This is a genomic window from Streptomyces sp. AHU1, from assembly GCF_045343905.1.
Taxonomy (GTDB): Bacteria; Actinomycetota; Actinomycetes; order Streptomycetales; family Streptomycetaceae; genus Streptomyces; species Streptomyces triticiradicis.
The window spans coordinates 2,745,120-2,770,605 of record NZ_CP174283.1 but is presented as its reverse complement, the minus strand read 5'-3'; the positions used below and the strand labels follow the sequence as shown (position 1 = coordinate 2,770,605).

The following is a 25,486-nucleotide window of genomic DNA, read 5'->3' as shown; positions in this document are numbered from 1 at the left end:
CGGCTCTCCTCACGCCGGCCCCCGCCGGTCCCGTCTGTGCGACTCCAGGTGCCTGCGGTGCAGCCACTTCGGCAGGCCCGGAGCCTCCAGGAACCCCTCGGCCCGCGCGGACGCGACCCCGATGCGCAGCAGGTCCGCGCTCTTCTCGAAGAGCAGGAACCGCGGTTCCCAGATGGGCCGGTACTTGGCGTTGGCCCGGTACAGCGACTCGATCTGCCACCAGCGGGAGAAGAAGCTGAGCAGCGACCGCCACAGCCGCAGCACCGGACCCGCGCCGAGACGCGCCCCACGTTCGAAGACCGAGCGGAACATCGCGAAGTTGAGCGAGACCTGGGTGATCCCGATCTCCCGGGCGCGCCGCAGGAGTTCGATCACCATGAACTCCATGAGCCCGTTCTCCGCGTCGCGGTCGCGCCGCATCAGATCGAGGGAGAGCCCGCTCGGGCCCCACGGCACGAAGGACAGCACCGCCCTCAACTCGCCTTGGGAGTCGGTGCATTCGAGCATCACGCACCGGCCGTCCTCGGGGTCGCCGAGCCGTCCGAGCGCCATGCTGAAACCGCGTTCGGTCGCGCCGTCGCGCCAGTCGTCCGCGCGCCGGAGCAGATACGCCATCTCGGCGGCCGGGATGTCCTCGTGCCGCCGGATGCGCACCCGGTACCCGGCCCGCCCGACCCGGTTGTAGGCCTGCCGGACGGTCCGCATGGCCCGCCCCTCGAGGGTGAACTCGGCCGTCTCGACGAGGGCTTCGTCGCCCAGCTCCAGGGCGTCGAAGCCGTGCCGGGAGTAGACCGTGCCCGCCTCCTCGCCCGCGCCCATCACCGCCGGGATCCAGCCGTGCTCACGGGCCTCGGCGAGCCAGGGCTCGATGGCGCCGGGCCACGCCTCGGGGTCGCCGATGGGGTCGCCGCTCGCCAGGGAGACCCCGCCCACCACCCGGTACGCCACCGCCGCCTTGCCGGTGGGCGACCAGACCACGCTCTTCTCCCGGCGCAGCGAGAAGTAGCCGAGCGAGTCCCGGTCGCCGTTGCGCTCCAGCAGTTCGCGCAGCCGCTTCTCGTCGTCCTCGGTGAGCGGGTCGACGGCGCGCCGGGAGCGGAAGGCCGCGTAGAGGACGGCGAGCACCAGCAGGGTGCTGAGCACGTTGATCGAGACGTTGACCCAGTTCGGTGTCGCGATGCCGGGGTAGTGGGAGTCGTCGGCGGCGACCGAGACGAGCCGCAGGGTGCCGTAGCGCCAGCGGTCCAGGAAGGTCGAACGGTGGGCGTCGTGCGCGTCGTTGGTGACGGTGACCAGCAGCGCGGCGAGCAGCGAGGCGGCCAGCAGCCCGCCGACGGCGACGGCCGCCGCGAGCTTCGGGTTCGACCGGTCGCCCTTGGCGTAGAACTCCCGGCGGCCTACGGCCAGGGAGCCCACGAAGGCGGCGGTCAGCGCGAGCGAGACCCAGTTCTGCGCGTACTGGCGGATCTCGGGGAACGCCATCGCGACGCCGAACAGCAGCAGGAACAGCCCGCCGAGCACGGAGTTGAGGATCCACGCGGCCCGCTTGCGCCGCCGCATCGTGGTGGCCAGGAACATCGTGAACACGCCGGAGGCGAAGCCCGCGGTCAGCAGATAGGGCGTGAAGTAGTTCTCGGTGTTGTGCCGTCGTACGTCCTGTCCGAGCGACACCCAGGCGGCGCTCAGGAAGTTGATGAACGTGACCGCGCGCAGGTACCACACGGCGAAGGCGGCGGACCGCCGCGAGGCGGCCGTGGACCGCCGGTCCCCGTCACCCCGGCGGACCGGAACCCGTTCCTGAACAGCGACAATCCGGGCATCTCCCATGAGTCGCGATGATATGGGTCACAACACCCACCACCGTTCCAGCCCGGGCCGGGGAACGTTCCGGCCCCGGCAAGATCCAGCCCCTCCGGCGTTTGAGGAGCGGGGGTCCGGGGGCGGAGCCCCCGGGTACGGGACGGGTAGGGGCGGAGGGGGCGAAAAAGCCTGTGCCCGCCCGACCCGAGCCCGGAACCCGCCCCGGGGGCTACACCTCGGAATCGGAGCCGGGCTCGGCGTCGGGCTCGTCGGACTCGGCCGGGACTTCCTCCGGCTCCGGAGCGGGAGCCTCCGGCAGCTCCGCCGCAAGACGCGCAGCGGCCCGCACCAACGGCAGCGCGAGCAGCGCCCCCGCCCCCTCGCCCACCGTCACCCCGTGGTCGAGCAGCGGTTCGAGGGACATCCGGTCCAGCGCCTTCGCCTGCGCCGGCTCCCCGCTGCGCTGCCCCGCCAGCCACCAGTCCGGCGCCCGGAAGGCGACCCGCTGGCCGACCAGCGCGCACGCGGCCGACACGACCCCGTCGAGGATCACCGGCATCTTCCGCACCGCGCTCTGCAGCAGGAAGCCGGTCGTCGCCGTCAGATCGGCCCCGCCCACCGTCGCGAGCAGCTGCAGCTGATCCCCGAGCACCGGCCGGGCCCGCCGCAGGGCGTCGCGCACCGCGGCGCACTTGCGCATCCACGCCAGGTCGTCGATGGGCTGTCCGCCCCGCCCGGTCACGACGGACGCGTCGGTCCCGCACAGCGCCGCGACCAGGACGGCCGCCGCCGTGGTCCCGCCCACGCTGATGTCGCCGAGCACCACCAGATCCGTGCCGGAGTCGGCCTCCTCGTCCGCGACGGCCATGCCGGCCCGGAACGCGGCCTCCGCCTCCTCCAGGGTCATCGCGTCCTCGACGTCGATCCGCCCCGAACCGCTCCGGACCCGGTGCCGTACGACCTCGTCGGGCAGCCCTCCGGGATCGGCCTCCAGCGACATGTCGACCACGCGCACCGGCACGCCGAACCCCCGGGCCAGCACCGACGCGGGGCTCGCGCCCTCCAGGACCGCCCGCACCAGCCGGCCGGCACCGCCCGCGGGGCGTGCCGACACGTCGAGGGCGGCGACCCCGTGGTCGCCCGCGAACAGCACGGCACGCGGGTGCTCGATCGGCCGTACCGGCACCGCGGACTGCGCCGCCGCCAGCCATTCACCCAGGTCGTCCAGGCGGCCCAGCGCCCCGGGCGGAACGATCCGGCGCTCCCGGTGCGCCTCGGCGTCACGGCGTACGCCTCCGTCGGGACGCTCGATCAGATCGGTGAAGTCGTCGAGATTAAGCGAGCTCATTCGCCGAACAGTACCGGCACTGATCGAACACGTCCGCGCCACGTCGTTGCACTCCGGATCCTCTTCACCTACGTACCGTTTGTGTCGGATTGTCATACTGCTCGTCCCCGACAGGAGCCTCCATGCCGCCCGCACCGCAGCCGACCGCCGAACGCCGCGCCGCCTACGCGGCGGATCTCGCCCAGGGCACCGCCCGGTTCCACGAACCGCGCCGGGCCGACTGCCCCTGGTGCGGCTCGAAGCGCCTGCGCACCCGGCTGCGGACGCCGGACCTGCGGCAGCGCAAGCCGGGAACCTTCGTCGTCGACGAATGCGGGGACTGCGCCCACGCCTTCCAGAACCCCCGGCTCACCCCCGAGGGGCTGGCCTTCTACCACCGGGACCCGGGCGAGGACGCCCACGACGGCCTCGCCGAACGGCTCCTCGACGCCCCCGGCGGAGCCGGACGCCACCGCGCGGCGGCCCGCGCCCTGCTGCCCTTCGCGGAGCCGGAGAGCTGGCTCGACGTCGGCACCGGACACGGTCGCTTCCCGGCGGCGGCCAAGGAGGTCCACCCGTACACCTCCTTCGACGGCCTCGACGCGACGCGGCGCGTGGAGAGGGCGCGGGCGGCGGGGCGCGTGGAGGAGGCACACGTCGGACGGCTCACCGATCCGGTGATCGGTGAGCGGCTGCGCGCCCGCTACGACGTGGTGAGCATGTTCCACCACCTGGAGCACACGCCCGAACCGCGCGAGGAACTGCGTGCCGCGCTGCAGGTGCTGAGACCCGGCGGACACCTCCTGGCCGAAGTGCCCGACCCCGACTGCCCGTTCGGCGCGCTGCTCGGCAAGTGGTGGCCCGCGTACGGCCAGCCGCGCCATCTGCACCTCATGCCGCTGTCCAACCTGCTCGGCGAACTCGAGTCCCTCGGCTGCGCGGTCGTCGCGACGGACCGGCGCGAACCGCACGTCCCCCACGACCTCTCCGGTGCCCTCGCCCTGGCACTCGGGCGCGCCCTCCCCGGTCCCGACGCCCCCTGGCGTCCGGCGCCGCCGACCCCCCTCCAGCGCACCGCGCGGCTGGCCCTCGGCCGGGCGTCCGCCCCGCTCCTCGCCTCGACCGCCGCACTGGACCGGCTCCTGGCCCCCCTGCTGTGCCGCACCCGCTTCTCGAACGCGTACCGCGTCGTCGCCCGCAAGGAGACCTGAGCCCTCGCTCCACGCCCCGCACCGGCACCCGCGTCCCGCCCGCCCCGCGTCCGGCGGCCCGCGGCGCACCGGCGGGGAGCGGGCCCGGATTCACCCCCGCAGCGCCAGGGCCTGTCCCGCCACCACCAGCAGCACGTGCTCGCACTCCCCGGCGAACGCCGCGTTCAGCCGCCCGAGTTCGTCGCGGTAGCGGCGCCCGGACGCGGTGGCCGGCACGATGCCCGAGCCGACCTCGTTGGAGACGGCGACAAGCGTGCGGCGGGTCCCCCGGACCGCGGCGACCAGTTCCTCCACGCGGGCGCGCAGGGCACGCTCGCCGCCCCCGGACCACTCGGCGTCGTCCCAGGCGTTCACCGCGTCCATGGCGTCCGTCAGCCACAGCGAGAGACAGTCGACGAGCAGGGGCGGTCCTTCCTCCGCGAGGAGGGGAACCAGGTCACAGGTCTCGACGGTCCGCCAGGATCCGGGCCGCCGCTCACGGTGGGCGCTGACGCGCTGCGCCCATTCGGAGTCCCCGCCGCGGGTTCCTCCCGTGGCGACGTACAGGACGTCGGGGAAGGACTCCATCCGCCGTTCCGCCTCCACCGACTTGCCCGAACGCGCTCCGCCGAGCACCAGCGTCCGGCGCGGTACGTCGGGCACGTCCTCGTAGACGCCCACGTCGAGCGTCGTCCCGTCGGGCACGGCCCGCGCGCCCGCCGCGGCGAGCCGTCTGTCCAGTTCGGGCCCCGGGGGCACGTCGTGGTCGAGGTGCACCGCGATCACGTCCGTCGTCGGGTCGACCGCGCCGGCCGCGCGCAGCCTCGCCAGGGCGTCGGGACGTCCCACCACGTCCAGGAGCACCATGTGGTACGCGCCGTCGTTCTCGTCCAGGCCCGCCGGTGCCGCGCCCGGCGGCAGGTACAGCAACCGCTGCCCGGCCGGACCGGTCACCGCGTACCCCGTGCCGGGCGCGTCCATCGGCACCGCCCGCACCCGGTGACCCGTCAGCAGCGCCAACTCCCGCCCGTCGGGCACCCGGCCGGGCTGGGGCAGCCCGGCCGGCACCTCCAGCGCGGGTCCGTCGTGCGGATGGGAGAGCAGTACCTGCCGTACGCCGCCCAGTGAGTGCCCGGCGCGGGCCGCCGCGAACGCGGCGCCGGGGGTGAGGTCGAGCAGCAGCGTTCCGTCCACGAGCAGCGCGGTGGCCGCCCGCGCCCTCTCGCCGAGCGCGGTCGCGCAGGCGGCGCAGGGACATTCGGGGCGGGGCAGGCCCGCGGGGGCACCGGTGCCGAGCAGAGTCAGTTCCACGCCGCCGATTTTTCCGTGTCCCCGCACGTCTTGCGCGTCCGGCTAGGCTTCGGACGGGAGACGGATCTTGTCCGGCTTCCGCTGTGCAGTGTGCTCACACCTTGGAGGCGTACATGGCGGCATGGACGTGGCGGTTCGAGAAGTCCGACGGGACAGAGGTCGAACCCGCGGTGCAGCCCGAGGAGTTCACCACCCAGGGCGATGCCGAGTCCTGGATCGGTGAGGTGTGGAAGGACCTTGTGGCGGGCGGCGCGGACCAGGTCTTCCTCTTCGAGGACGGCACGCAGATTTACGGCCCGATGAGCCTGCACGCCGAGTCGGAGTAGGCCGGCAGGGGTTGCCGGGGCTCGCCCCGGCAACCCGTCGCCGCCCGCCACGGCACCCGTGCGGGCGACATCGGCGGTCCGGCGGCCCGGGGCGGTCCGGGCGTGCGGCGGCCGGGCGTCAGCCCCGTACGCCGCACAGATGCAGAAGGGCCGCCACCTGGCGGTAGGGGTCCGTCCGGCCGGCCCGCTCCTCCGCGGCCAGCAGCGTCTCCACGTCCGGCGGCACCGGCGCGCCGTCGGACGCCGTGTCCGTGAAGACGCGCACCCCGTACCAGGCGTGCAGCGGAGCACCGATCCCGGCGAGCGTGGCGGTCAGCGTGTCGAGCCGGTCGGCGCGGACGTCGAGGCCGAGCCGGTTGGTGTACGCGGTCGTGTCGAACGAGGCCAGCGCCGCCGTCCAGTCCCCGCCGATCCCGGGCCGCATGGCCAGCGCGTCCGCGTTGCGCACCAGCAGCGAGAGCAGCCCGCCCGGGGCCAGCATCCGCGCCAGCCCCGCCACCAGGGCGTCCGGCTCCTCGACGTACATCAGGACGCCGTGGCACAGCACCACGTCGAAGCTGCCCGGCAGGAAGTGCACACCGGTCTCGTGCCCGTCGCCCTCGATGAGGCGCACCCGGCTCCGGATGCCCTCGGGCTCGGCGGCCAGCGCCTCACGGACCACGGACATCATCGTGGCGTCCCGCTCCAGCGCGGTCACCTGATGACCGGCCCGCGCGAGGCGCAGGGCCTGCGTGCCCTGGCCCGCCCCGACGTCCAGCACCCGCAGGCGCTGCCCCACCGGATACCGCCCGGCTATCTGCTCGTCGAGCTGCCGGGCCACCAGTTCCTGTCGTACGACATCCCGCAGCCCGCCCAGCCTGCTCAGCCAGGCATCCGCCGCGCCCCCGGAGAACGACGTGGTGCTCAGGGCCGCTCTCCGCGCTTGACCTGCGGCTTCGGCAGCCGGAGTCGACGCATCTGGAGCGTGCGCATCAGCGCGTAACGGACCGCACCCTTGGTGTTCTCGTCCGGGAAGCGCGTGTTGAGCTGCTTCCTCAGGCGGATCGCGATGACGACCGAGTCGACCACGATCATCACGATGACGACCAGCCAGAGCAGCAGGGCGACGTTCTTGAGGACGGCGGACGGGACCACGCTCAGCATGAGGATGATCACGGCCAGCGGCAGGAAGAGCTCGGCGATGCAGAGCCGCGAGTCCACGTAGTCGCGCGCGAACCGGCGCACCTTGCCCTTGTCGCGCACGGGCAGATAGCGCTCGTCACCACTGGCCAGCGCCTGGCGCTGGCGCTCCATCGCCGCGCGGCGGTCGTCGCGCTGGCGCTTGGCCGCCTCCTTGCGCGTCGTCGGCGTCTGGGCGACGCTGCGGCGCTGGGTCTGGGCCTCACTGCGCTTGGGCGTGGGGCGGCCCTTGGGGGCCTGCGGATCACGGGTCTCTTTGGAGAGGGTCACCGGCGCCTTGTCGGCGGGGGCCTTCTCATCCTTCGCACGGCTACGGAACACAAAACCCAAGGGTACGGGGTCCGCGAGCATGGACGTCCGCCGAGTGGGGAACGATCCGGCAACACCGCGCGTCTGTAGGGGGACAGTGGGGACGTCGCTCAGGGGTGCACCCCGGGTGCCACCTACTCCTTACGCCGGAGCGGTGGCGGGCGCAGTCGTCCTTGGGGATGAGCGCATCCGTCCCCGAACAGTGCGGTAATGGATGCGGGGCCCGTACTGTGGGTCCTGTTGCAGAACCTGGAGCTGGAGTCCGTCAGAAGGGGGCGCGCGAAGCCCATGAGCGGTGTCATGAAGCGTATGGGGATGATCTTCCGCGCGAAGGCGAACAAGGCCCTTGACCGGGCCGAGGACCCGCGCGAGACCCTCGATTACTCCTACCAGAAGCAGCTGGAGCTGCTCCAGAAGGTCCGGCGCGGTGTCGCCGACGTGGCGACCAGCCGCAAGCGCCTCGAACTGCAGCTGAACCAGCTCCAGAACCAGTCCTCCAAGCTGGAGGACCAGGGCCGCAAGGCCCTCGCGCTCGGCCGCGAGGACCTCGCCCGTGAGGCGCTGTCGCGCCGCGCCGCGCTCCAGCAGCAGGTCACCGACCTGGAGACGCAGCACCAGACCCTGCAGGGCGAGGAGGAGAAGCTCACCCTCGCCGCCCAGCGTCTGCAGGCCAAGGTCGACGCCTTCCGCACGAAGAAGGAGACGATCAAGGCGACGTACACGGCGGCCCAGGCCCAGACCCGGATCGGCGAGGCCTTCACCGGCATCTCCGAGGAGATGGGCGACGTGGGGCTCGCCATCCAGCGCGCCGAGGACAAGACCGCGCAGCTCCAGGCGCGGGCCGGCGCGATCGACGAGCTGCTCGCCTCCGGAGCCCTCGACGACCCGTCCGGGCTGGCGAAGGACGACATCCAGAGCGAGCTGGACCGCATCTCCGGCGGTTCGGACGTGGAGCTGGAGCTGCAGCGCATGAAGGCCGAGCTGGCCGGCGGCTCCTCGGCGCAGCAGCAGGCGATCGAGGGCGGCACGGGCCAGGCCCAGCCGTCGCAGACCCAGGACACCCCGCGCTTCGACAAGCAGTGACCGACGGGCCCGGGCCCGAGGAGGCGACATGATCGTACGGATCATGGGGGAGGGGCAGGTGAGGCTGGACGACGGCCGGCTCACCACCCTGAACAAGCTGGACGACGAACTGCTCACCGAGGTGGAGAAGGGCGACGAGGCCGGCTTCCGCCGCACCCTGGGAGCCCTCCTGGACGCGGTGCGCGCTGCCGGGACGCCGCTTCCCGACGACTCGCTGGAGCCGTCGGAGCTGATCCTCCCGTCTCCGGACGCCACGCTCGAAGAGGTCCGCGAGATGCTGAGCGACGACGGCCTGATCCCCGGCTGACGCCGCACCTGCACGGTTCCCGCGCTTCCGGGCCCACGCCCCGGAAGCCCGGACACCGCGCCCCGGGGAAGTACGCGGCCGGCCGCCGCGACAACGAGCGAGCGGCCCGAAACCGCCACCACCCACCCCCGAGCACGGCAGGACTTCGCACCCGGGCCCCGCACCCGTGGGGGAGGTCACGACCCGGCCCCCACACCTCGAGCACGCCCCCGGACGAGGCACCACCCCGCGCGCAGCCGTCCCCGCACCACCCGCCCCCGAGCCCGGCAGGACTTCGCACCGGGGACTCGCACCCGCCGGGAGGGCCCGGCCCGGCCGCCCGCTCCTCGATCGCGTCCCCCCGGGACGCGGCACCGGCCCACGCCCCGCAGGAGGCGGCCCCGCACACCCGTGCCGCACCGCCCGCCCCGAGCCCGGCAGGGCCCCCGTGCCGGTGGCACCGGTGCCGGACGAGGGCCGGACCGCGTCGCGTTCTTCGCGCGTTCCGAGCGTGGCTCCAAGGTGTCGGTTCCACCGGGGACCGTCTTGCCGGGCGCGACACCGGGACGCAGTCACCCCCGTGCCCCCCGCCGGGAGGCGGCCCCGCACAGTCGTGCCGTACCACCCGGTTCCGAGCCCGGCAGGGCCCCGTACCGTGGACCGGATGAGCACCCTGGAGCGCATGAGGGACTGGCTGCGGGACCACCGCCTCGCCCTGGACGCCGCCGTCGCGGCCGGCGTCCTCGTCGCCATGGTGGCCGGGTCCTTCGTCGATCCGCACGGCTCCGACGGTACGACCTGGAGCGCCCGCACCCCGGACGTGCTCAGCCTCGCCCTGATGGTCCTCGCGGCCGCGGTCCTGGTCTTCCGCCGCCGCGCCCCGATGAAGGTCCTCGCGGCGACCGTCGCCGTCTCCCTGGTGGAACTGGTGACCGCCGACCCCCGCGCCCCGGTGGCCATGTCCGCCGTCGTCGCCCTCTACACCGTGGCCTCGTCCACCGACCGCCCCACGACCTGGCGCGTCGGCCTCCTCACCATGACGGTCCTGACGGCGGTCGCCATGCTCGCCGGTCCGCTGCCCTGGTACGCCCAGGACAACCTCGGCGTCTTCGCGTGGACCGGGATGGCCGCGGCGGCCGGCGACGCCGTCCGCAGCCGGCGCGCCTTCGTGCACGCGATCAAGGAACGCGCGCTGCGGGCCGAACGCACCCGCGAGGAGGAGGCGCGCCGCCGCGTCGCCGAGGAGCGGCTGCGGATCGCCCGCGACCTGCACGACGTCGTCGCCCACCACATCGCCCTCGTCAACGTGCAGGCCGGAGTCGCGGCCCACGTCATGGACAAGCGCCCCGACCAGGCCAAGGAGGCGCTCGCCCACGTACGGGAGGCCAGCCGGTCCGCGCTGAACGAACTGCGCGCCACCGTGGGGCTGCTGCGCCAGTCCGGCGACCCCGAGGCCCCGACCGAGCCCGCCCCCGGGCTGGCCCGGCTCGACGAGCTTGCGGACACCTTCCGCAACGCGGGGCTCCCCGTCGAGGTGGCCCGCTCCGACTCCGGCACGGTGCTGCCCGCGGCCGCCGACCTCGTCGCGTACCGGGTGATCCAGGAGGCCCTGACCAATGTGCGCAAGCACGCGGGCCCGGGAGCGAAGGCCGAGGTCAGCGTCGTCCGCGTCGGGCCGGTGGTGGAGGTGACGGTCCTCGACAACGGCCCGGGACGGGACACCGGTCCCGGACCGGAGGACGGCCCGGGACCGGAGGACGGCCCGGAGTACGGGCACGGTCCGGAGTACGGGCACGGTCCGGGGCAGGACGCCGGACCGCAGGAGGGCGGCGGCCACGGACTGCTCGGCATGCGCGAGCGCGTCACCGCGATCGGCGGGAGCTGCACGGCCGGTCCCCGCTACGGAGGCGGGTTCCGCGTCCATGCGATCCTTCCGGTCAAGAACCACGCGCCGGCCCTGGGAGACCCCGTATGACGATCCGTGTCGTGCTCGCCGACGACCAGGCGCTGCTGCGCAGCGCCTTTCGCGTGCTCGTCGACTCGGAGCCCGACATGGAGGTCGTGGGAGAGGCCTCCGACGGCGCCCAGGCCGTGGCGGTGACCCGGGACGAGCGGGCCGACGTGGTGCTGATGGACATCAGGATGCCGGGCACCGACGGCCTCGCCGCCACCCGGATGATCACCGCCGACCCGGCTCTCGCGCACGTGCGGGTCGTGATGCTGACGACCTTCGAGGTCGACGAGTACGTGGTGCAGTCGCTGCGGGCCGGGGCGTCCGGGTTCCTCGGCAAGGGAGCTGAGCCCGAGGAACTGCTGAACGCCATCCGCGTCGCCGCGGGCGGCGAGGCGCTGCTGTCCCCGGCGGCGACCAAGGGCCTCATCGCCCGGTTCCTCGCGCAGGGTGACGACGACGGGCCCGGTGCCGGCCGCTCCGAGCGGCTCGACGCGCTCACCGGGCGCGAGCGCGAGGTGCTCGTCCAGGTCGCCGCCGGGCACTCCAACGACGAGATCGCCGAGCGCCTCGAAGTGAGTCCGCTCACGGTGAAGACGCACGTCAACCGGGCCATGGCCAAGCTCGGCGCCCGCGACCGGGCCCAGCTGGTGGTCATCGCGTACGAGTCGGGGCTGGTCCGCCCGAGGGTGGACTGAGCGTCACCTGTGCGTACTGCGCCTGGAGTAGGTCCCGGGCCAGGAAATGGACTCAGGGGTTACGGATCACCGCCCGTCCATGGCCCAGGGTGTGGCGTGGGGGGTTCCCCGTCCCCCGCGTTCCGCTCGAACCACGGAAGAGAGACCCACCACCCATGTCCTGGCTGTCCAGATTCAGCCTCGCGCAACGGGCCCTCATAGGGCTGATGTCGATCATCGCGCTCGTCTTCGGGGCGATAGCGATCCCCCAGCTCAAGCAGCAGTTGCTGCCCACCATCGAACTGCCCATGGTGTCGGTGCTCGCGCCGTACCAGGGTGCGTCTCCCGACGTGGTCGAGAAGCAGGTCGTCGAGCCCGTCGAGAACAGCCTCCAGGCCGTCGACGGCATCACCGGTGTCACCTCCACCGCGAGCGAGGGCAACGCCGTGATCATGGCGTCCTTCGACTACGGCAACGACACCAAGCAGCTCGTCGCCGACGTCCAGCAGGCCGTCAACCGGGCCCGCGCCCAGCTGCCGGACTCGGTCGACCCGCAGGTCATCGCCGGTTCGACCGACGACATGCCGACCGTCGTCCTCGCCGTCACCTCCGGCCAGGACCAGCAGGCGCTCGCCGACCGGCTCGACCGCACCGTCGTCCCCGCCCTCGAGGGCATCGACGGCGTCGGCCGGGTCGACGTCGCCGGCGTGCGGGACCTCCAGGTCACCGTCACCCCCGACGACGGGAAGCTGGCGAAGGCCGGCCTCACCCCGGCCGCCCTCGGCCAGGCGCTCCAGGCGGGCGGCGCGACCGTCCCGGCCGGTTCCTTCGACGAGGCTGGCAGCAACCGCACCGTGCGGGTCGGCGGCGGCTTCACCTCGCTGCGCCAGATCCAGGACCTGATGGTCACCGGAGCGCCCGGCAAGAAGCCGGTGCGCCTCGGAAGCGTCGCCACCGTCGCGCAGACGCAGGCCGCGGCCGACTCCATCACGCGCACCGACGGCCGCCCGAGCCTCGCCGTGACCGTCACCATGGCCCACGACGGCAGCGCCGTCGCCATCTCCGACGCGGTCAAGGACAAGCTGCCCGGCCTGCGGGCCGACCTGGGCAAGGGATCGGCGATCACCGTCGTCAGCGACCAGGGCCCCGCGGTCTCCAAGTCCATCCACGGGCTGACCACCGAGGGCGCCCTCGGTCTGCTCTTCGCGGTCCTGGTCATCCTGCTCTTCCTGGCGTCGGTCCGCTCGACGCTGGTCACCGCGGTGTCCATCCCGCTGTCCGTGGTGCTGGCCCTGATCGTGCTGTGGACCCGTGACCTGTCGCTCAACATGCTGACGCTGGGCGCGCTCACCATCGCGATCGGCCGGGTCGTCGACGACTCGATCGTCGTCCTGGAGAACATCAAGCGGCACCTCGGGTACGGTGAGGAGCGCCAGGAGGCGATCCTCACCGCGGTGCGCGAGGTGGCCGGGGCGGTCACCTCCTCGACGCTCACCACGGTCGCCGTCTTCCTGCCGATCGGGCTCACCGGCGGCATGGTCGGCGAGCTGTTCGGCTCCTTCAGCCTGACGGTCACGGCGGCGCTCCTCGCGTCCCTGCTCGTCTCGCTGACGGTCGTCCCCGTGCTCTCGTACTGGTTCCTGCGCGCACCCAAGGGCACCCCGGCGGACGCCGAGGAGGCCCGTCGCAAGGCCGAGGAGAAGGAGGAGAACAGCCGCCTCCAGCGTCTCTACGTCCCCGTCCTGCGCTTCGCGACCCGTCGCCGGCTGACCAGCCTGCTGATCGCGGCCGTGGTCCTCGTCGGCACGTTCGGCATGGCGCCCCTGCTGAAGACGAACTTCTTCGACCAGGGCGAGCAGGAGGTCCTCACCGTCAAGCAGGCGCTGAAGCCGGGTACCAGCCTGGCCGCGACCGACGCGCAGGCGAAGAAGATCGAGAAGCTGCTCGACGGCGTCGAGGGCGTCAAGGACTACCAGGTCACCATCGGTTCCTCCGGCTTCATGGCGGCCTTCGGCGGCGGCACGGACACCAACCAGGCGTCGTACCAGGTCATGCTGGAGGACTCCGCGTCCTCGAAGGACGTCCAGAAGCGCATCGAGAAGGGGCTCGGCGAGCTCTCCGGTCTCGGCACCACCACGGTCGCGGCCGGCGACGCCTTCGGCAGCCAGGACCTCAAGGTCGTCGTGAAGGCGGCGGACGCGGACGTGCTGCGCAAGGCGGCCGGCCAGGTCCAGGCCGAGGTCGACAGGCTCGACGACGTCACCGACGTCAGCAGCGACCTCTCCCAGAGCGTGCCGCGCATCTCGGTGCGGGCCGACTCCAAGGCCGCGGCGGCCGGTTTCGACGACGCGACCCTCGGTGCGGCCGTCACCCAGGCGGTCCGCGGCACGACCGCCGGCAAGGCGGTCCTGGACGACGCCGAGCGTGACGTCGTCATCAGGTCCGCGAAGCCGGTCACCACGATCGCGGAGCTGCGCGCGCTGCGGCTCGGCGCGGTGAAGCTCGGCGACATCGCGGACGTGGAGCTGGTCGACGGACCGGTCTCGATGACCCGGATCGACGGGCAGCGCGCCGCCACGATCACCGCCAAGCCGGCCGGCGACAACACCGGCGCGGTCAGCGCGGACCTCACGGCGAAGCTCAAGAAGCTGAAGCTGCCCGCCGGCGCCACGGCGTCGATCGGCGGTGTCTCCTCGGACCAGGACGACGCGTTCAAGAACCTGGGCCTGGCGATGCTCGCGGCGATCGCGATCGTCTTCATGCTGCTGGTGGCGACGTTCCGTTCGCTGGTCCAGCCGCTGATCCTGCTCGTGTCGATCCCGTTCGCGGCGACCGGCGCGATCGGCCTGCTCGTCGTCACGGGCACCCCGATGGGTGTCCCCGCGATGATCGGCATGCTGATGCTCATCGGCATCGTGGTGACGAACGCGATCGTGCTGATCGACCTCGTCAACCAGTACCGGGCGCAGGGCCACGGCGTGGTCGAGGCCGTGATCGAGGGTGGCCGGCACCGGCTCCGCCCGATCCTGATGACGGCACTGGCGACGATCTTCGCGCTGCTGCCGATGGCGCTGGGCGTCACCGGTGAGGGCGGCTTCATCGCGCAGCCGCTCGCGGTGGTCGTGATCGGCGGCCTCATCACGTCGACGCTGCTGACGCTGCTGCTCGTCCCGACGCTCTACGCGATGCTCGAACTGCGCAAGGAGCGCCGGGCCGGGAAGCGGGCGGCGAAGCGTGAGGCGAAGTCCGGCGCCGGCGCGGGCCCCGACACCGGTGCCGTCGGCGACGAGGACAAGTCCCCGGAGCCGGCCGGAGTCTGATCCGGTTCCAGGAAGCGGCCCCCGTCCCGGCGTCCACACGCCGGGACGGGGGCCGTGCGCTTTCCGGGCCCCCGGAACGGCGAAGAGGCGTCCCTCGGAGCGAGGGACGCCTCTTCGATGTCGCGTACGGCGGGGCGGCGGCTACGGCAGCGCCAGCATCCGCTCCAGCGCCAGCTTCGCGAACGCCTCGGTCTCCTTGTCGACCTCGATGCGGTTGACGAGGTTGCCCTCGGCGAGGGACTCCAGGGTCCACACCAGGTGGGGCAGGTCGATGCGGTTCATCGTCGAGCAGAAGCAGACCGTCTTGTCGAGGAAGACGATCTCCTTGCCCTCGGGCGCGAACCGGTTCGCCAGCCGCCGTACGAGGTTCAGCTCCGTGCCGATCGCCCACTTCGAGCCGGCCGGGGCGGCCTCCAGGGCCTTGATGATGTACTCCGTGGAGCCGACGTAGTCCGCCGCCGCGACGACCTCGTGCTTGCACTCGGGGTGCACGAGGACGTTGACGCCCGGTATGCGCTCGCGCACGTCGTTCACCGAGTCCACGCTGAAGCGGCCGTGCACCGAGCAGTGACCGCGCCACAGGATCATCTTCGCGCCGCGCAGCTCCTCGACGGTCAGCCCGCCGTTCGGCTTGTGCGGGTTGTAGACCACGCAGTCGTCCAGGGACATGCCCATGTCGCGGACGGCGGTGTTGCGGCCGAGGTGCTGGTCGGGCAGGAACAGCACCTGCGAACCCTGCTCGAAGGCCCACTCCAGGGCCCGCTGGGCGTTCGACGACGTGCAGATCGTGCCGCCGTGCTTGCCGGTGAACGCCTTGATGTCCGCGGAGGAGTTCATGTACGAGACGGGCACGACCCGCTCGGCGATGCCGGCCTCGGTCAGGACGTCCCAGCACTCGGCGACCTGCTCGGCGGTGGCCATGTCGGCCATCGAGCAGCCCGCGGCGAGGTCCGGCAGGACGACCTTCTGGGCGTCGCCGGTGAGGATGTCGGCGGACTCGGCCATGAAGTGCACGCCGCAGAAGACGATGTACTCGGCCTCCGGACGGGCCGCCGCGTCACGGGCCAGCTTGAAGGAGTCACCCGTGACGTCAGCGAACTGGATGACCTCGTCGCGCTGGTAGTGGTGGCCGAGCACGAAGACCTTGTCGCCGAGCTTCTCCTTGGCCGCCCGCGCGCGCTCGACCAGGTCCGGGTCGGACGGCGAGGGCAGGTCGCCGGGGCACTCGACGCCCCGCTCGCTCTTCGGGTCGGCCTGGCGGCCGAGCAGCAGCAGGGCGAGGGGCGTCGGCTGTACGTCGAGCTCCTGGGTCTGGGCGGTGGTCACGACACGCACCCTTTCTGTTCTGCGGGTCGCCGGGCTCCGGTGGGAGCGGTCCGGCGGTACGATGCCTTTTCGTCTCTTTGACGCTATCTATCATAACCGCTTCACGTCACGTTGACGATGGCCATAGCGTCCATGTGACGTGAATCCCGGTCGCCTCTCCGGCGGGTGACATCCGGGTGTCCGTGCGGTTGTCCACAGGCCGGTGTTCGTGCGCGGGCGCATGTGCGAGCATGAAGAGAGAAGGCAGAAGACATGAGCTCGGCCCGGAATGAATCCGCGGCCCCGCCGGTTGCAACCTGCGGCAAGCAGTCTCCGTACAACCCGGGAGAGAAGCAGATGTCCGTATCGGACGAGACCACCACCGTGAACGACGGCATCATCCTGTCCGACGCCGCCGCGGCCAAGGTCAAGGCCCTGCTCGACCAGGAAGGCCGCGAGGACCTGGCGCTGCGCGTCGCCGTTCAGCCCGGCGGCTGCTCCGGCCTGCGGTACCAGCTCTTCTTCGACGAGCGCTCGCTCGACGGCGACGTCGTGAAGGACTTCGACGGTGTGAAGGTCGTCACCGACCGCATGAGCGCCCCGTACCTGGGCGGCGCCTCGATCGACTTCGTCGACACCATCGAGAAGCAGGGCTTCACGATCGACAACCCGAACGCGACGGGCTCCTGCGCCTGCGGCGACTCCTTCAGCTAGTCCGCCCCGGCGCCGGGGCCACGGCTCGTGGCGAAGGCGAGTGCGCGCGGAGTACGGACGAAGGCGGCGTCCCCCTGCAGGGGGACGCCGCCTTCGCGTGTCCGGGGCCGGCCCTCCGCTAGCGCGGGTCCGCCGATGTCGCCGTGGAGGTCTCGGGGACGCCGAAGCGTCCGTGGTGGATCGCCTCGCCGTCGCTGCCCACGACCTCACGGTCGCCGAGCGGCGCGTCCAGGCGCACGGTCCTCTCGTAGATCTTGGCGATCATGATGCAGACCTTGTTCTTCCAGGGCTTCTCCGTCACGGTGACGGTGACCTTGTCGGAGGTCTCGTGGGCCGAGACGGTGTAGTCGGCGCACACACCACCCGTGAAGTAGACCTTCAGGTCCCTGCCGTCGGCCGTGTAGCCCTGGACGGCGACGCCGTGCGCGGCGGCCGGCGGCGACACCTGCCCGGACGGCACCGGCACCGTCGGCTCCGTGCTCGGCGCCGCCGGGGACTGCGGCGAGGCCAGGAACGCCGGATCGACCGCCGGACGCGTCACGGTGTACGTGTCCCGCGCGCCCGGTGACCGCACCTCGAACAGCCAGGACGGCACCAGCGCCTGGCGCCCGTTCGCGCGCTGGGCCGCCAGTCCGAAGGTGGCCTTCTCCACCGTCACCGACTGCGGCTCCGCCGGGGAGGGGTGCTCGCACGGCATCTCGTCCCGGTCCTTCAGCGGTACGGGGCTGGCGCAGCCGCCGATGCCCATGCGCCGGTCGCCGCCCGCCGCCGCCGACCCGTTCATCTCGTCCAGCGTCTTCCGCGCGCCGACGACCGGGTACGCGTCGCCCTCCACCGTCGTCTTCAACTGGCCGCTGCCGCCGACGACATGACCGGACGCGCCGATCCGCAGGCCGGTCGTCCACCCGTAGGTGGGCAGTCCGCCCACCACCGGATCGGCGTTCACCACCCGCACCCGGCCCATCAGCTGGCTCGCGTCCAGCTTCGCGCCGTCCTGGCCGACCGCTTTCAGCACGGGCGCGGCCGCCTTCCTCGCCGTCGCCTCGCTCACCGGGTCCTGCGCGGAACCGGCGGGGGAGCCGGAGTCGCCGGGCGCGCACGTCGTGACCTTGACGCAGTTGTCCCCTCCCGGCAGGGCGGAGGCGAAGGTCCAGGTCCCCGGCGCGTCCGCGGTGACCCGCAGATTCGGCTCGGTTCCGTCCTTGACGGAGCCGACCGTCCAGGCGTCCCCGGCGAGCCGGGGCGTGCCCGCCAGGCCCAGGGCCTTCGCGAGCCGGGTCACCTCGGCCCGGGTCACCCTGCCCTCGGCCCACCGCACGTGCGCCGAGCCCGGACCGGAGGGGAGTGCGCCCTTCGCGTGGTAGGTCGTGCCGTAGGGGTCGGGCTCGCCGGGCGCGATGCCGGCCGTACCGCCCGTGCCCCCGGTGCTCGCGGTGTAGCCGTCGAGGACCAGCCGCGGCGGGGCGGTGTCCTCGGCGCCGGGCGCGGCGGAACGGGCGCTGCCGGACGCCGTCGAGGCCACGTACGCGCCGCCGCCCCCGACGAGCAGCACGGCGGCGACGACCGAGGCGAGGAGCACCGGGCTGTGCCGCCGCCGGCCCCCACCTGCCCCGTCACCCTCGACGGGCCCCGGGCCGGCCCCCAGGACGGCGACTTCGGGGTGCGCTTCCCCGGACTCCTCCCCGGGACCGCCGTCACCGCTCCCGTCGGCCCCTTCCGGGGCACCCGCGCCGACGGGACCCTCGGAGACGGCAGGGGCGGCAGGGGAATCGGACGAACCCTCGCCGGAGCTCGCGCCCGCTTCCCCGCCGGAGCCCGCGACGGTGTCGTGCGTGCCGGGAGCGGCCGCGTCGGCGGCACCCTCCACCGTTCCGTCGGCCGCCCCCTCGGCGGGAACGTCGGCCCGCTCCTCGGCGGGACCCTCGGCGTGGTTCTCGGCGGAGTCCTCCGCCTCGCCGCGGACGGGTTCCGCGACCGCGTCCTCGGCCCGGTCCCCGGCGGGACCCTCGCCCGAGTCGGCGGCGGCGGACTCGGGCGCCTCCCCGGCGGGGTCCTCGATCCGGTCTCCGGCGGGATCCTCGGCCCGCTCCTCGGCGGTGTCCTCGGTCCGGTCCCCGGAGGGCCCCGCGGCGGTGTCCTCCGGGGCAGCCGCGGCAGCGGTCCCGGGCGCCTCCTCGGCGGGACCCTCGGCGTGACCCTTGGCGGGATCGGTCGCGTCGTTGTCGGGTCGCTCGGTGCTCACCGCATCGCTCCTTCGGCTCCACTGCTGTCCCATGACCCGGCCCTGTCGATGACGGGCACTCCTGGGTCGTATGGCGCATCCCCTTCACCGGGGACAGCGATGGGACGCAGCGGGGGAGCGCACGGTTCCCTGCGGGCGCACTCCGTTTCACCCGTCCGGCGCCGCCGGGGCTCTCACCCGTACGGCGGCACCGTCCGGGTGCCGCAGGTCAGTCGCCGTAGTCGGACATCGCGTCCAGCAGCCGCGCCGAGGCGGGCGGAACGGTCACCCCGTGGATGAGGGAGGGGGAGACGTGGAGGGGCGGGACCGGTGCGGGGGCCGACCAGTGACCGGCCATCCGGGCGCAGTCGCCGCGCAGCGACGCCAGATCGTCCTCCAGGTCGCCGACCGGGCCGAGCGGAGCGGAGCCATGGACTTTGAGGTTCGTCATACCGGAACCGTAAGCACCGTCACCGTCACGAAGAAAGATCTACTATCGGGTAGTTTTGGCCCTTCAGGGGTCGCGTGCGGACCCGGTAGCGTTAACTGTCAATCCCCTCCCCTCGCAGGAGCGTGTCCTAGCCGTGCGTATCGCAGTCACCGGCTCCATCGCCACCGACCACCTCATGACCTTCCCCGGCCGTTTCGCCGACCAGCTGGTCGCCGATCAGCTGCACACGGTCTCCCTCTCCTTCCTGGTCGACAACCTCGATGTCCGCCGGGGCGGGGTCGGCGCGAACATCGCGTTCGGCATGGGCCAGCTCGGTACCCGCCCGATCCTGGTCGGAGCGGCGGGCTCCGACTTCGACGAGTACCGCGCCTGGCTGGACCGGCACGGCGTCGACACCGCCTCCGTGCGCATCTCCGAGGTGCTGCACACCGCGCGCTTCGTGTGCACCACGGACGCCGACCACAACCAGATCGGCTCCTTCTACACGGGCGCGATGAGCGAGGCCCGCCTCATCGAGCTCAAGGCCGTCGCGGACCGGGTCGGCGGTCTCGACCTCGTCCTGATCGGAGCGGACGACCCCGAGGGGATGCTCCGCCACACCGAGGAGTGCCGCTCGCGCGGGATCCCGTTCGCCGCCGACTTCTCGCAGCAGATCGCGCGCATGAACGGCGACGAGATCCGGATACTGCTGGACGGCGCGACGTACCTGTTCTCGAACGAGTACGAGAAGGGGCTCATCGAGTCCAAGACGGGCTGGAGCGACGAGGAGATCCTCGCCAAGGTCGGCCACCGGGTGACCACCCTCGGCTCGCGCGGTGTCCGCATCGAGCGCGTCGGCCACGACCCGATCGAGGTCGGCTGCCCCGAGGAGGAGCTCAAGGCGGACCCGACGGGCGTCGGTGACGCGTTCCGCGCGGGCTTCCTCTCCGGTCTCGCCTGGGGGGTCTCCCTGGAGCGCGCCGCCCAGGTCGGCTGCATGCTCGCCACCCTGGTCATCGAGACGGTCGGCACGCAGGAGTACCAGCTGAGCCGCGCCCACTTCATGGACCGCTTCACCAAGGCCTACGGCGACGAGGCCGCCACCGAGGTCCGGGCGCACCTCTCCTAGACCCGCCGGACCCGCGTACCCGACCGGGCCCGCCTCCGTCCGACGGAGGCGGGCCCCGGCCGGTCCGGGGAAGGCCGGGGCGTCCGGGACGGGTCCTACGACAGCCGGCGCACGACGTAGGCCGAACCGTGCTCCGCCGGCTCCTCCCCGACGTACTCCTGACCCCGCATCTCGCACCACGCGGGGATGTCGAGACGGGCCGCCTCGTCGTCGGACAGGACCCGGACCGTGCCGCCGACGGGCACGTCCCCGATCACCTTGGCCAGCTCGATGACGGGGATCGGGCAGCGCCTGCCCAGCGCGTCGACCACCAGCGCGTCGGCGGACGCGGGCACCTTCGTCACCGCCGTCGGCGCTCCCAGCTTCTCGCGGACCCCCGAGACCGTGCCCGGGAGGACCGACAGGAAGCGCTCGACGTCCTCCTCCCCGGTGCCGGGCGGCAGTGACACCCGCACATTGCCCTCGCTCAGGACACCCATGGCCTTCAGGACATGGCTGGGAGTCAGGGTGCTGCTCGTGCAGGACGAGCCCGAGGAGACCGAGAACCCCGCGCGGTCCAGTTCGTGCAGCAGGGTCTCCCCGTCGACGTAGAGACAGGAGAAGGTGACGATGCCCGGGAGCCGGTGGACCGCGTCACCGACCACCTCGACGTCCGGCACCAGCACCGGCACCCGCGCCCGGATCCGCTCCGTCAGTTCGCGCAGGCGTGCCGCCTCCTGCACCGCCTCCGCCTGGACGGCGCGCAGCGAAGCCGCCGCGGCGACGATCGCCGGAACGTTCTCGAACCCGGCCGCCCGCCCCGACTCCCGCTCGTCCGCGGGCCCTTGGGGCGCGAACCGCACCCCTTTGCGCACGACGAGCAGTCCGACGCCCGCGGGGCCACCCCATTTGTGGGCACTTGCCGTCAGCAGGGACCAATCACCCTCCACTCGGCCCCAGCCCAGCGACTGGGCCGCGTCCACCAGCAGGGGCACCCCCGCCTCCCGGCACATCCGTGCCACCTCGGCCACCGGTTGCTCCGTGCCCACCTCGTGGTTGGCGGACTGGAGGCAGGCCAGTGCGGTGCCGGGACCCAGGGCCTCGGCGTAGGAGGAAGGGGACACCCTTCCGGCGCGGTCCACCCGGACGCGGGTCACCGCACCGCCCGACGCCTCGTGGAGGTCTGCCGAATGGAGCACCGAAGAGTGTTCGACGGCTGACACGATCAGGTGGTGTCCGACGCGCCGCCGGCCCGCCAGGGCACCCTCGATCCCGGAGTGCACCGCGCGGGTGCCGGAGGTGGTGAAGACCAGTTCGTCGGGACGGCAGCCCACCGCCTCGGCCGCCGCCTCGCGCGCCGCGTCGAGGAGCAGCCGGGCCCTCCTTCCCTCGCGGTAGAGACGGGCGGGATCGGCCCACCCCTCGTCGAACGAGGCCTGCAGGGCCTGCCGGGCGACGGGGTGCAGCGGGGCCGCGGACGCGGCGTCGAAGTAGGACACGCCACCACGCTAGCCCGCCCAAGAGGGCGTCAGAAGCCATCCGGACCGGGGCATTCCAGGTACTCTGAGGGGGTCTCGCAGGCGAAACAGCACTCCTTCGGGGAGTCGGGCGGCGCGTTGGGCACCCTCCCCGCGCGACCCCAAATAGCGTCCAGTAGGGTTTGGTCCGCATAAACATCCAAACCCCTGCCCGACGCAGGGCGGCGACCGACCAGCGAGAAGGCCGCAGCCAACAGCGCGGGCGAGACTCTCGGGAAGGCGCTACGTGAGTCCCAACGGCTCCGACCGCTCGCCGCGGCGCCCGATGCGGCGGAAGCTGCTGCAGGCAATGACTGCGGGCCTGGTCCTGGCGACAGCCACTGGTTGCTCGTACAACTGGGAAGACTTCCCCCGCCTTGGTATGCCCACCCCGGTCACGGAGCAGGCTCCGCGGATCCTCTCCCTCTGGCAGGGCTCGTGGGCGGCCGCGCTCGCCACGGGCGTGCTGGTCTGGGGCCTGATCCTGTGGAGCGTCATCTTCCACCGGCGTAGCCGGACCAAGGTCGAAGTTCCTCCGCAGACCCGGTACAACATGCCCATCGAGGCGCTGTACACGGTGGTTCCGCTCATCATCGTCTCGGTGCTCTTCTACTTCACGGCACGCGACGAGACGAAGCTCCTCAGCCTCAGCCCGAAGCCCGACGTCACGGTCAACGTGGTCGGCTTCCAGTGGAGCTGGGGCTTCAACTACATCGAGGAGGTCCCCGGTTCCAGCGGGGACGCCAAGACCGCCCCGAACCTGGCCGCCATTCCGGACCGGTTCAAGAAGGACTTCCCGGCGAACGCCGGCGGTGTCTACGACGTCGGCACGCCCGCCACGAAGAACCCGCAGACGGGCAACCCGGGTCCGACCCTCTGGCTCCCCAAGGGCAAGACGGTCCGTTTCGTCCTCACTTCGCGTGACGTCATCCACTCCTTCTGGGTGGTGCCGTTCCTCATGAAGCAGGACGTCATCCCGGGACACACCAACTCCTTCCAGGTGACCCCCAACCGTGAGGGCACCTTCCTGGGCAAGTGCGCCGAGCTGTGCGGCGTCGACCACTCCCGGATGCTCTTCAACGTGAAGGTCGTCTCTCCCGAGCGCTACGAGGCCCACCTCAAGGAGCTCGCGGCGAAGGGACAGACCGGTTACGTCCCGGCCGGCATTGAGCAGACGGGCCACGAGAAGAACCGGGAGACGAACAACCTGTGAGCATCCTCAACGAACCCCAGGGTGCCGCCGCCGAAGACTCGTACGAGAACGAGCTGCCGGTGCGGCGCAAGCAGCCCGGCAGCGTCGTGGTCAAGTGGCTCACCACCACCGACCACAAGACGATCGGCACGCTCTATCTGGTGACGTCGTTCGCGTTCTTCCTGGTCGGCGGCGTCATGGCGCTGCTCATGCGTGCCGAACTGGCACGTCCCGGACTGCAGATCATGTCGAACGAGCAGTTCAACCAGGCGTTCACGATGCACGGCACGATCATGCTGCTGATGTTCGCGACGCCGCTGTTCGCCGGTTTCACGAACTGGATCATGCCGCTGCAGATCGGCGCGCCCGACGTGGCGTTCCCGCGGCTGAACATGTTCGCCTACTGGCTGTACCTCTTCGGCTCGACGATCGCGGTCGGCGGCTTCCTCACCCCGCAGGGTGCGGCCGACTTCGGCTGGTTCGCCTACAGCCCGCTGTCCGACGCGGTCCGCTCACCGGGCATCGGCGCCGACATGTGGATCATGGGTCTGGCCTTCTCCGGCTTCGGCACGATCCTCGGCGCGGTCAACTTCATCACCACGATCATCTGCATGCGCGCTCCGGGCATGACGATGTTCCGCATGCCGATCTTCGTGTGGAACGTGCTGCTCACCGCGGTTCTGGTGCTGCTGGCCTTCCCCGTCCTCGCGGCGGCGCTGTTCGCCCTGGAGGCGGACCGTAAATTCGGTGCGCACGTGTTCGACGCGGCCAACGGCGGAGCCTTGCTCTGGCAACACCTCTTCTGGTTCTTCGGCCATCCAGAGGTGTACATCATCGCGCTGCCGTTCTTCGGCATCATCTCCGAGGTCATCCCGGTCTTCTCCCGCAAGCCGATGTTCGGCTACATGGGCCTGATCGGCGCGACCATCGCGATCGCGGGTCTGTCCGTGACGGTGTGGGCGCACCACATGTACGTCACCGGTGGCGTGCTGCTCCCGTTCTTCTCCTTCATGACGTTCCTCATCGCCGTACCGACCGGCGTGAAGTTCTTCAACTGGATCGGAACGATGTGGAAGGGCTCGCTGTCCTTCGAGACACCGATGCTCTGGGCCGTCGGCTTCCTCATCACCTTCACCTTCGGTGGTCTGACCGGCGTCATCCTGGCCTCCCCGCCGATGGACTTCCACGTCTCCGACTCCTACTTCGTGGTGGCGCACTTCCACTACGTGGTCTTCGGCACCGTGGTGTTCGCGATGTTCTCCGGCTTCCACTTCTGGTGGCCGAAGATGACCGGCAAGATGCTCGACGAGCGTCTCGGCAAGATCACCTTCTGGACCCTGTTCGTGGGCTTCCACGGCACGTTCCTGGTGCAGCACTGGCTGGGTGCCGAGGGCATGCCCCGCCGGTACGCGGACTACCTCGCGGCCGACGGCTTCACCACGCTGAACACGGTCTCGACGATCTCCTCGTTCCTGCTCGGCCTGTCGATCCTGCCGTTCCTCTACAACGTGTGGAAGACGGCCAAGTACGGCAAGAAGGTCGAGGTCGACGACCCGTGGGGCTACGGCCGTTCGCTGGAGTGGGCGACCTCCTGCCCGCCGCCGCGGCACAACTTCCTCACCCTGCCGCGGATCCGCAGTGAATCCCCGGCCTTCGACCTGCACCACCCGGAGATCGCCGCTCTCGACCAGCTCGAGAACGCCGGTCACGGTTCGTCGGCCCTTCCTGCTGGTGGAAAGGAGGCCGGCAAGTGAAGGTCCAAGGCAAGATGTTCATCTGGCTGGCGCTGTTCATCCTCATCATGGGGGTCGTCTACGGCGTCTGGTCCAAGGAGCCGGCCGGCACCACGGCCCTCTTCATGGGCTTCGGCCTGAGCATGATGATCGGCTACTACCTGGCCTTCACGGCCCGGCGGGTCGACGCCATGGCGCAGGACGACAAGGAGGCCGACGTCGCGGACGAGGCCGGCGAGGTGGGCTTCTTCAGCCCGCACAGCTGGCAGCCGCTCGCGCTCGGCGTCGGTGGCGCGCTCGCCTTCATGGGCGTCGTCTTCGGCTGGTGGCTGCTGTACTTCTCGGCCCCCATCATCATGCTCGGCCTGTGGGGCTGGGTCTTCGAGTACTACCACGGTGAGAACCGCACCCAGTAGCACGCGCTGAACACACGGGAGCCCGGACACTCCGTCAGGAGAGTCCGGGCTCCCTCGTTCGCCATGACTTGTGTCCCTCGCTCGGCTCACC

At 71.9% G+C, this 25,486-nt stretch carries 21 protein-coding genes; 12 read left to right on the top strand and 9 right to left on the bottom strand.

Features of this window, described 5'->3' with window-relative positions:
- Positions 1 to 9 precede the first annotated feature (9 nt).
- Positions 10 to 1,827 carry a phosphatidylglycerol lysyltransferase domain-containing protein gene (locus tag ACICHK_RS12600; protein ID WP_406836956.1) on the bottom strand — a complete coding sequence of 606 codons (1,818 nt, stop codon included), beginning with the start codon at positions 1,825 to 1,827 and terminating at the stop codon, positions 10 to 12.
- Between the two features lie 202 nt (positions 1,828 to 2,029).
- Positions 2,030 to 3,148: a nicotinate-nucleotide--dimethylbenzimidazole phosphoribosyltransferase gene (gene cobT / locus ACICHK_RS12595; RefSeq protein ID WP_406836955.1), complete on the bottom strand. Its 1,119-nt coding sequence runs from the start codon at positions 3,146 to 3,148 to the stop codon at positions 2,030 to 2,032.
- A 122-nt stretch (positions 3,149 to 3,270) separates the two neighbouring features.
- Between cobT and ACICHK_RS12590 the strand changes: the two genes are divergently transcribed.
- Positions 3,271 to 4,338 (top strand): class I SAM-dependent methyltransferase, encoded by a 1,068-nt coding sequence (locus ACICHK_RS12590; RefSeq protein ID WP_406836954.1) that lies wholly within the window; start codon positions 3,271 to 3,273, stop codon positions 4,336 to 4,338.
- A 90-nt stretch (positions 4,339 to 4,428) separates the two neighbouring features.
- Here the strand turns inward: ACICHK_RS12590 and ACICHK_RS12585 are convergent, their stop codons facing one another.
- Entirely contained in the window at positions 4,429 to 5,628 is a 1,200-nt protein-coding gene (locus tag ACICHK_RS12585) for a bifunctional adenosylcobinamide kinase/adenosylcobinamide-phosphate guanylyltransferase (RefSeq protein ID WP_406836953.1), read from the bottom strand.
- A 113-nt stretch (positions 5,629 to 5,741) separates the two neighbouring features.
- Here ACICHK_RS12585 and ACICHK_RS12580 point away from each other — a divergent pair, with 113 nt between their 5' ends.
- A complete protein-coding gene (locus ACICHK_RS12580; protein WP_151469660.1) occupies positions 5,742 to 5,954 on the top strand; it encodes a hypothetical protein in 213 nt (70 codons plus the stop codon).
- 118 nt (positions 5,955 to 6,072) lie between these two features.
- On the opposite strand, the gene ACICHK_RS12575 is transcribed toward ACICHK_RS12580, so the two are convergent.
- Both ACICHK_RS12575 and ACICHK_RS12570 read right to left on the bottom strand, forming a co-directional pair.
- Positions 6,073 to 6,774 carry a class I SAM-dependent methyltransferase gene (locus ACICHK_RS12575; RefSeq protein ID WP_406836952.1) on the bottom strand — a complete coding sequence of 234 codons (702 nt, stop codon included), beginning with the start codon at positions 6,772 to 6,774 and terminating at the stop codon, positions 6,073 to 6,075.
- Positions 6,775 to 6,857: 83 nt separating this feature from the next.
- Positions 6,858 to 7,484, bottom strand: a complete 627-nt coding sequence (locus tag ACICHK_RS12570; RefSeq protein WP_406836951.1) for a DUF3043 domain-containing protein — start codon at positions 7,482 to 7,484, stop codon at positions 6,858 to 6,860.
- A 246-nt stretch (positions 7,485 to 7,730) separates the two neighbouring features.
- On the opposite strand from ACICHK_RS12570, the gene ACICHK_RS12565 reads away from it, so the two are divergent.
- The 5 genes from ACICHK_RS12565 (at position 7,731) to ACICHK_RS12545 (ending at position 14,759) form a co-directional block, all read left to right on the top strand.
- Positions 7,731 to 8,525 carry a PspA/IM30 family protein gene (locus tag ACICHK_RS12565; RefSeq protein ID WP_406841206.1) on the top strand — a complete coding sequence of 265 codons (795 nt, stop codon included), beginning with the start codon at positions 7,731 to 7,733 and terminating at the stop codon, positions 8,523 to 8,525.
- 28 nt (positions 8,526 to 8,553) lie between these two features.
- Positions 8,554 to 8,832 carry a PspA-associated protein PspAA gene (gene pspAA / locus ACICHK_RS12560; protein ID WP_406836950.1) on the top strand — a complete coding sequence of 93 codons (279 nt, stop codon included), beginning with the start codon at positions 8,554 to 8,556 and terminating at the stop codon, positions 8,830 to 8,832.
- Between the two features lie 643 nt (positions 8,833 to 9,475).
- Positions 9,476 to 10,786 (top strand): sensor histidine kinase, encoded by a 1,311-nt coding sequence (locus ACICHK_RS12555; RefSeq protein WP_406836949.1) that lies wholly within the window; start codon positions 9,476 to 9,478, stop codon positions 10,784 to 10,786.
- Positions 10,783 to 11,460, top strand: a complete 678-nt coding sequence (locus tag ACICHK_RS12550; protein ID WP_406836948.1) for a response regulator — start codon at positions 10,783 to 10,785, stop codon at positions 11,458 to 11,460. Before ACICHK_RS12555 ends, ACICHK_RS12550 begins: the two co-directional genes overlap by 4 nt.
- A gap of 155 nt (positions 11,461 to 11,615) precedes the next feature.
- Positions 11,616 to 14,759 carry an efflux RND transporter permease subunit gene (locus ACICHK_RS12545; protein WP_406836947.1) on the top strand — a complete coding sequence of 1,048 codons (3,144 nt, stop codon included), beginning with the start codon at positions 11,616 to 11,618 and terminating at the stop codon, positions 14,757 to 14,759.
- 141 nt (positions 14,760 to 14,900) lie between these two features.
- Here the strand turns inward: ACICHK_RS12545 and nadA are convergent, their stop codons facing one another.
- The gene (gene nadA, locus ACICHK_RS12540) at positions 14,901 to 16,085 is read right to left on the bottom strand and encodes a quinolinate synthase NadA (protein WP_151469666.1); all 1,185 of its coding nucleotides are present in this window, start codon (positions 16,083 to 16,085) and stop codon (positions 14,901 to 14,903) included.
- 336 nt (positions 16,086 to 16,421) lie between these two features.
- Between nadA and erpA the strand changes: the two genes are divergently transcribed.
- Positions 16,422 to 16,778, top strand: coding sequence for an iron-sulfur cluster insertion protein ErpA (gene erpA / locus ACICHK_RS12535; protein WP_037623995.1), 357 nt, complete (start codon positions 16,422 to 16,424; stop codon positions 16,776 to 16,778).
- 118 nt (positions 16,779 to 16,896) lie between these two features.
- On the opposite strand, the gene ACICHK_RS12530 is transcribed toward erpA, so the two are convergent.
- Together ACICHK_RS12530 and ACICHK_RS12525 are read right to left on the bottom strand one after the other, a co-directional pair.
- Complete coding sequence (locus ACICHK_RS12530; protein WP_406836946.1) at positions 16,897 to 19,020, bottom strand: hypothetical protein; 2,124 nt, start codon at positions 19,018 to 19,020, stop codon at positions 16,897 to 16,899.
- A 208-nt stretch (positions 19,021 to 19,228) separates the two neighbouring features.
- A complete protein-coding gene (locus ACICHK_RS12525; RefSeq protein ID WP_406836945.1) occupies positions 19,229 to 19,450 on the bottom strand; it encodes a hypothetical protein in 222 nt (73 codons plus the stop codon).
- 133 nt (positions 19,451 to 19,583) lie between these two features.
- Between ACICHK_RS12525 and ACICHK_RS12520 the strand changes: the two genes are divergently transcribed.
- The gene (locus tag ACICHK_RS12520) at positions 19,584 to 20,558 is read left to right on the top strand and encodes a carbohydrate kinase family protein (RefSeq protein ID WP_151469668.1); all 975 of its coding nucleotides are present in this window, start codon (positions 19,584 to 19,586) and stop codon (positions 20,556 to 20,558) included.
- A 95-nt stretch (positions 20,559 to 20,653) separates the two neighbouring features.
- Here the strand turns inward: ACICHK_RS12520 and ACICHK_RS12515 are convergent, their stop codons facing one another.
- On the bottom strand, positions 20,654 to 22,036 hold the full coding sequence (locus tag ACICHK_RS12515) for a cysteine desulfurase/sulfurtransferase TusA family protein (protein WP_406836944.1): 1,383 nt from the start codon (positions 22,034 to 22,036) through the stop codon (positions 20,654 to 20,656).
- Positions 22,037 to 22,301: 265 nt separating this feature from the next.
- Between ACICHK_RS12515 and coxB the strand changes: the two genes are divergently transcribed.
- Genes coxB through ACICHK_RS12500 form a run of 3 tightly spaced genes read left to right on the top strand, consistent with a single transcriptional unit; the run spans position 22,302 to position 25,395 of the window.
- A complete protein-coding gene (gene coxB / locus ACICHK_RS12510) occupies positions 22,302 to 23,267 on the top strand; it encodes a cytochrome c oxidase subunit II (protein WP_406836943.1) in 966 nt (321 codons plus the stop codon).
- Positions 23,264 to 25,000, top strand: coding sequence for a cytochrome c oxidase subunit I (ctaD, locus tag ACICHK_RS12505; RefSeq protein WP_151469671.1), 1,737 nt, complete (start codon positions 23,264 to 23,266; stop codon positions 24,998 to 25,000). The genes coxB and ctaD overlap by 4 nt, the downstream gene beginning before the upstream one ends.
- Positions 24,997 to 25,395 carry a cytochrome c oxidase subunit 4 gene (locus ACICHK_RS12500; RefSeq protein WP_103554809.1) on the top strand — a complete coding sequence of 133 codons (399 nt, stop codon included), beginning with the start codon at positions 24,997 to 24,999 and terminating at the stop codon, positions 25,393 to 25,395. Before ctaD ends, ACICHK_RS12500 begins: the two co-directional genes overlap by 4 nt.
- Positions 25,396 to 25,486 lie beyond the last annotated feature (91 nt).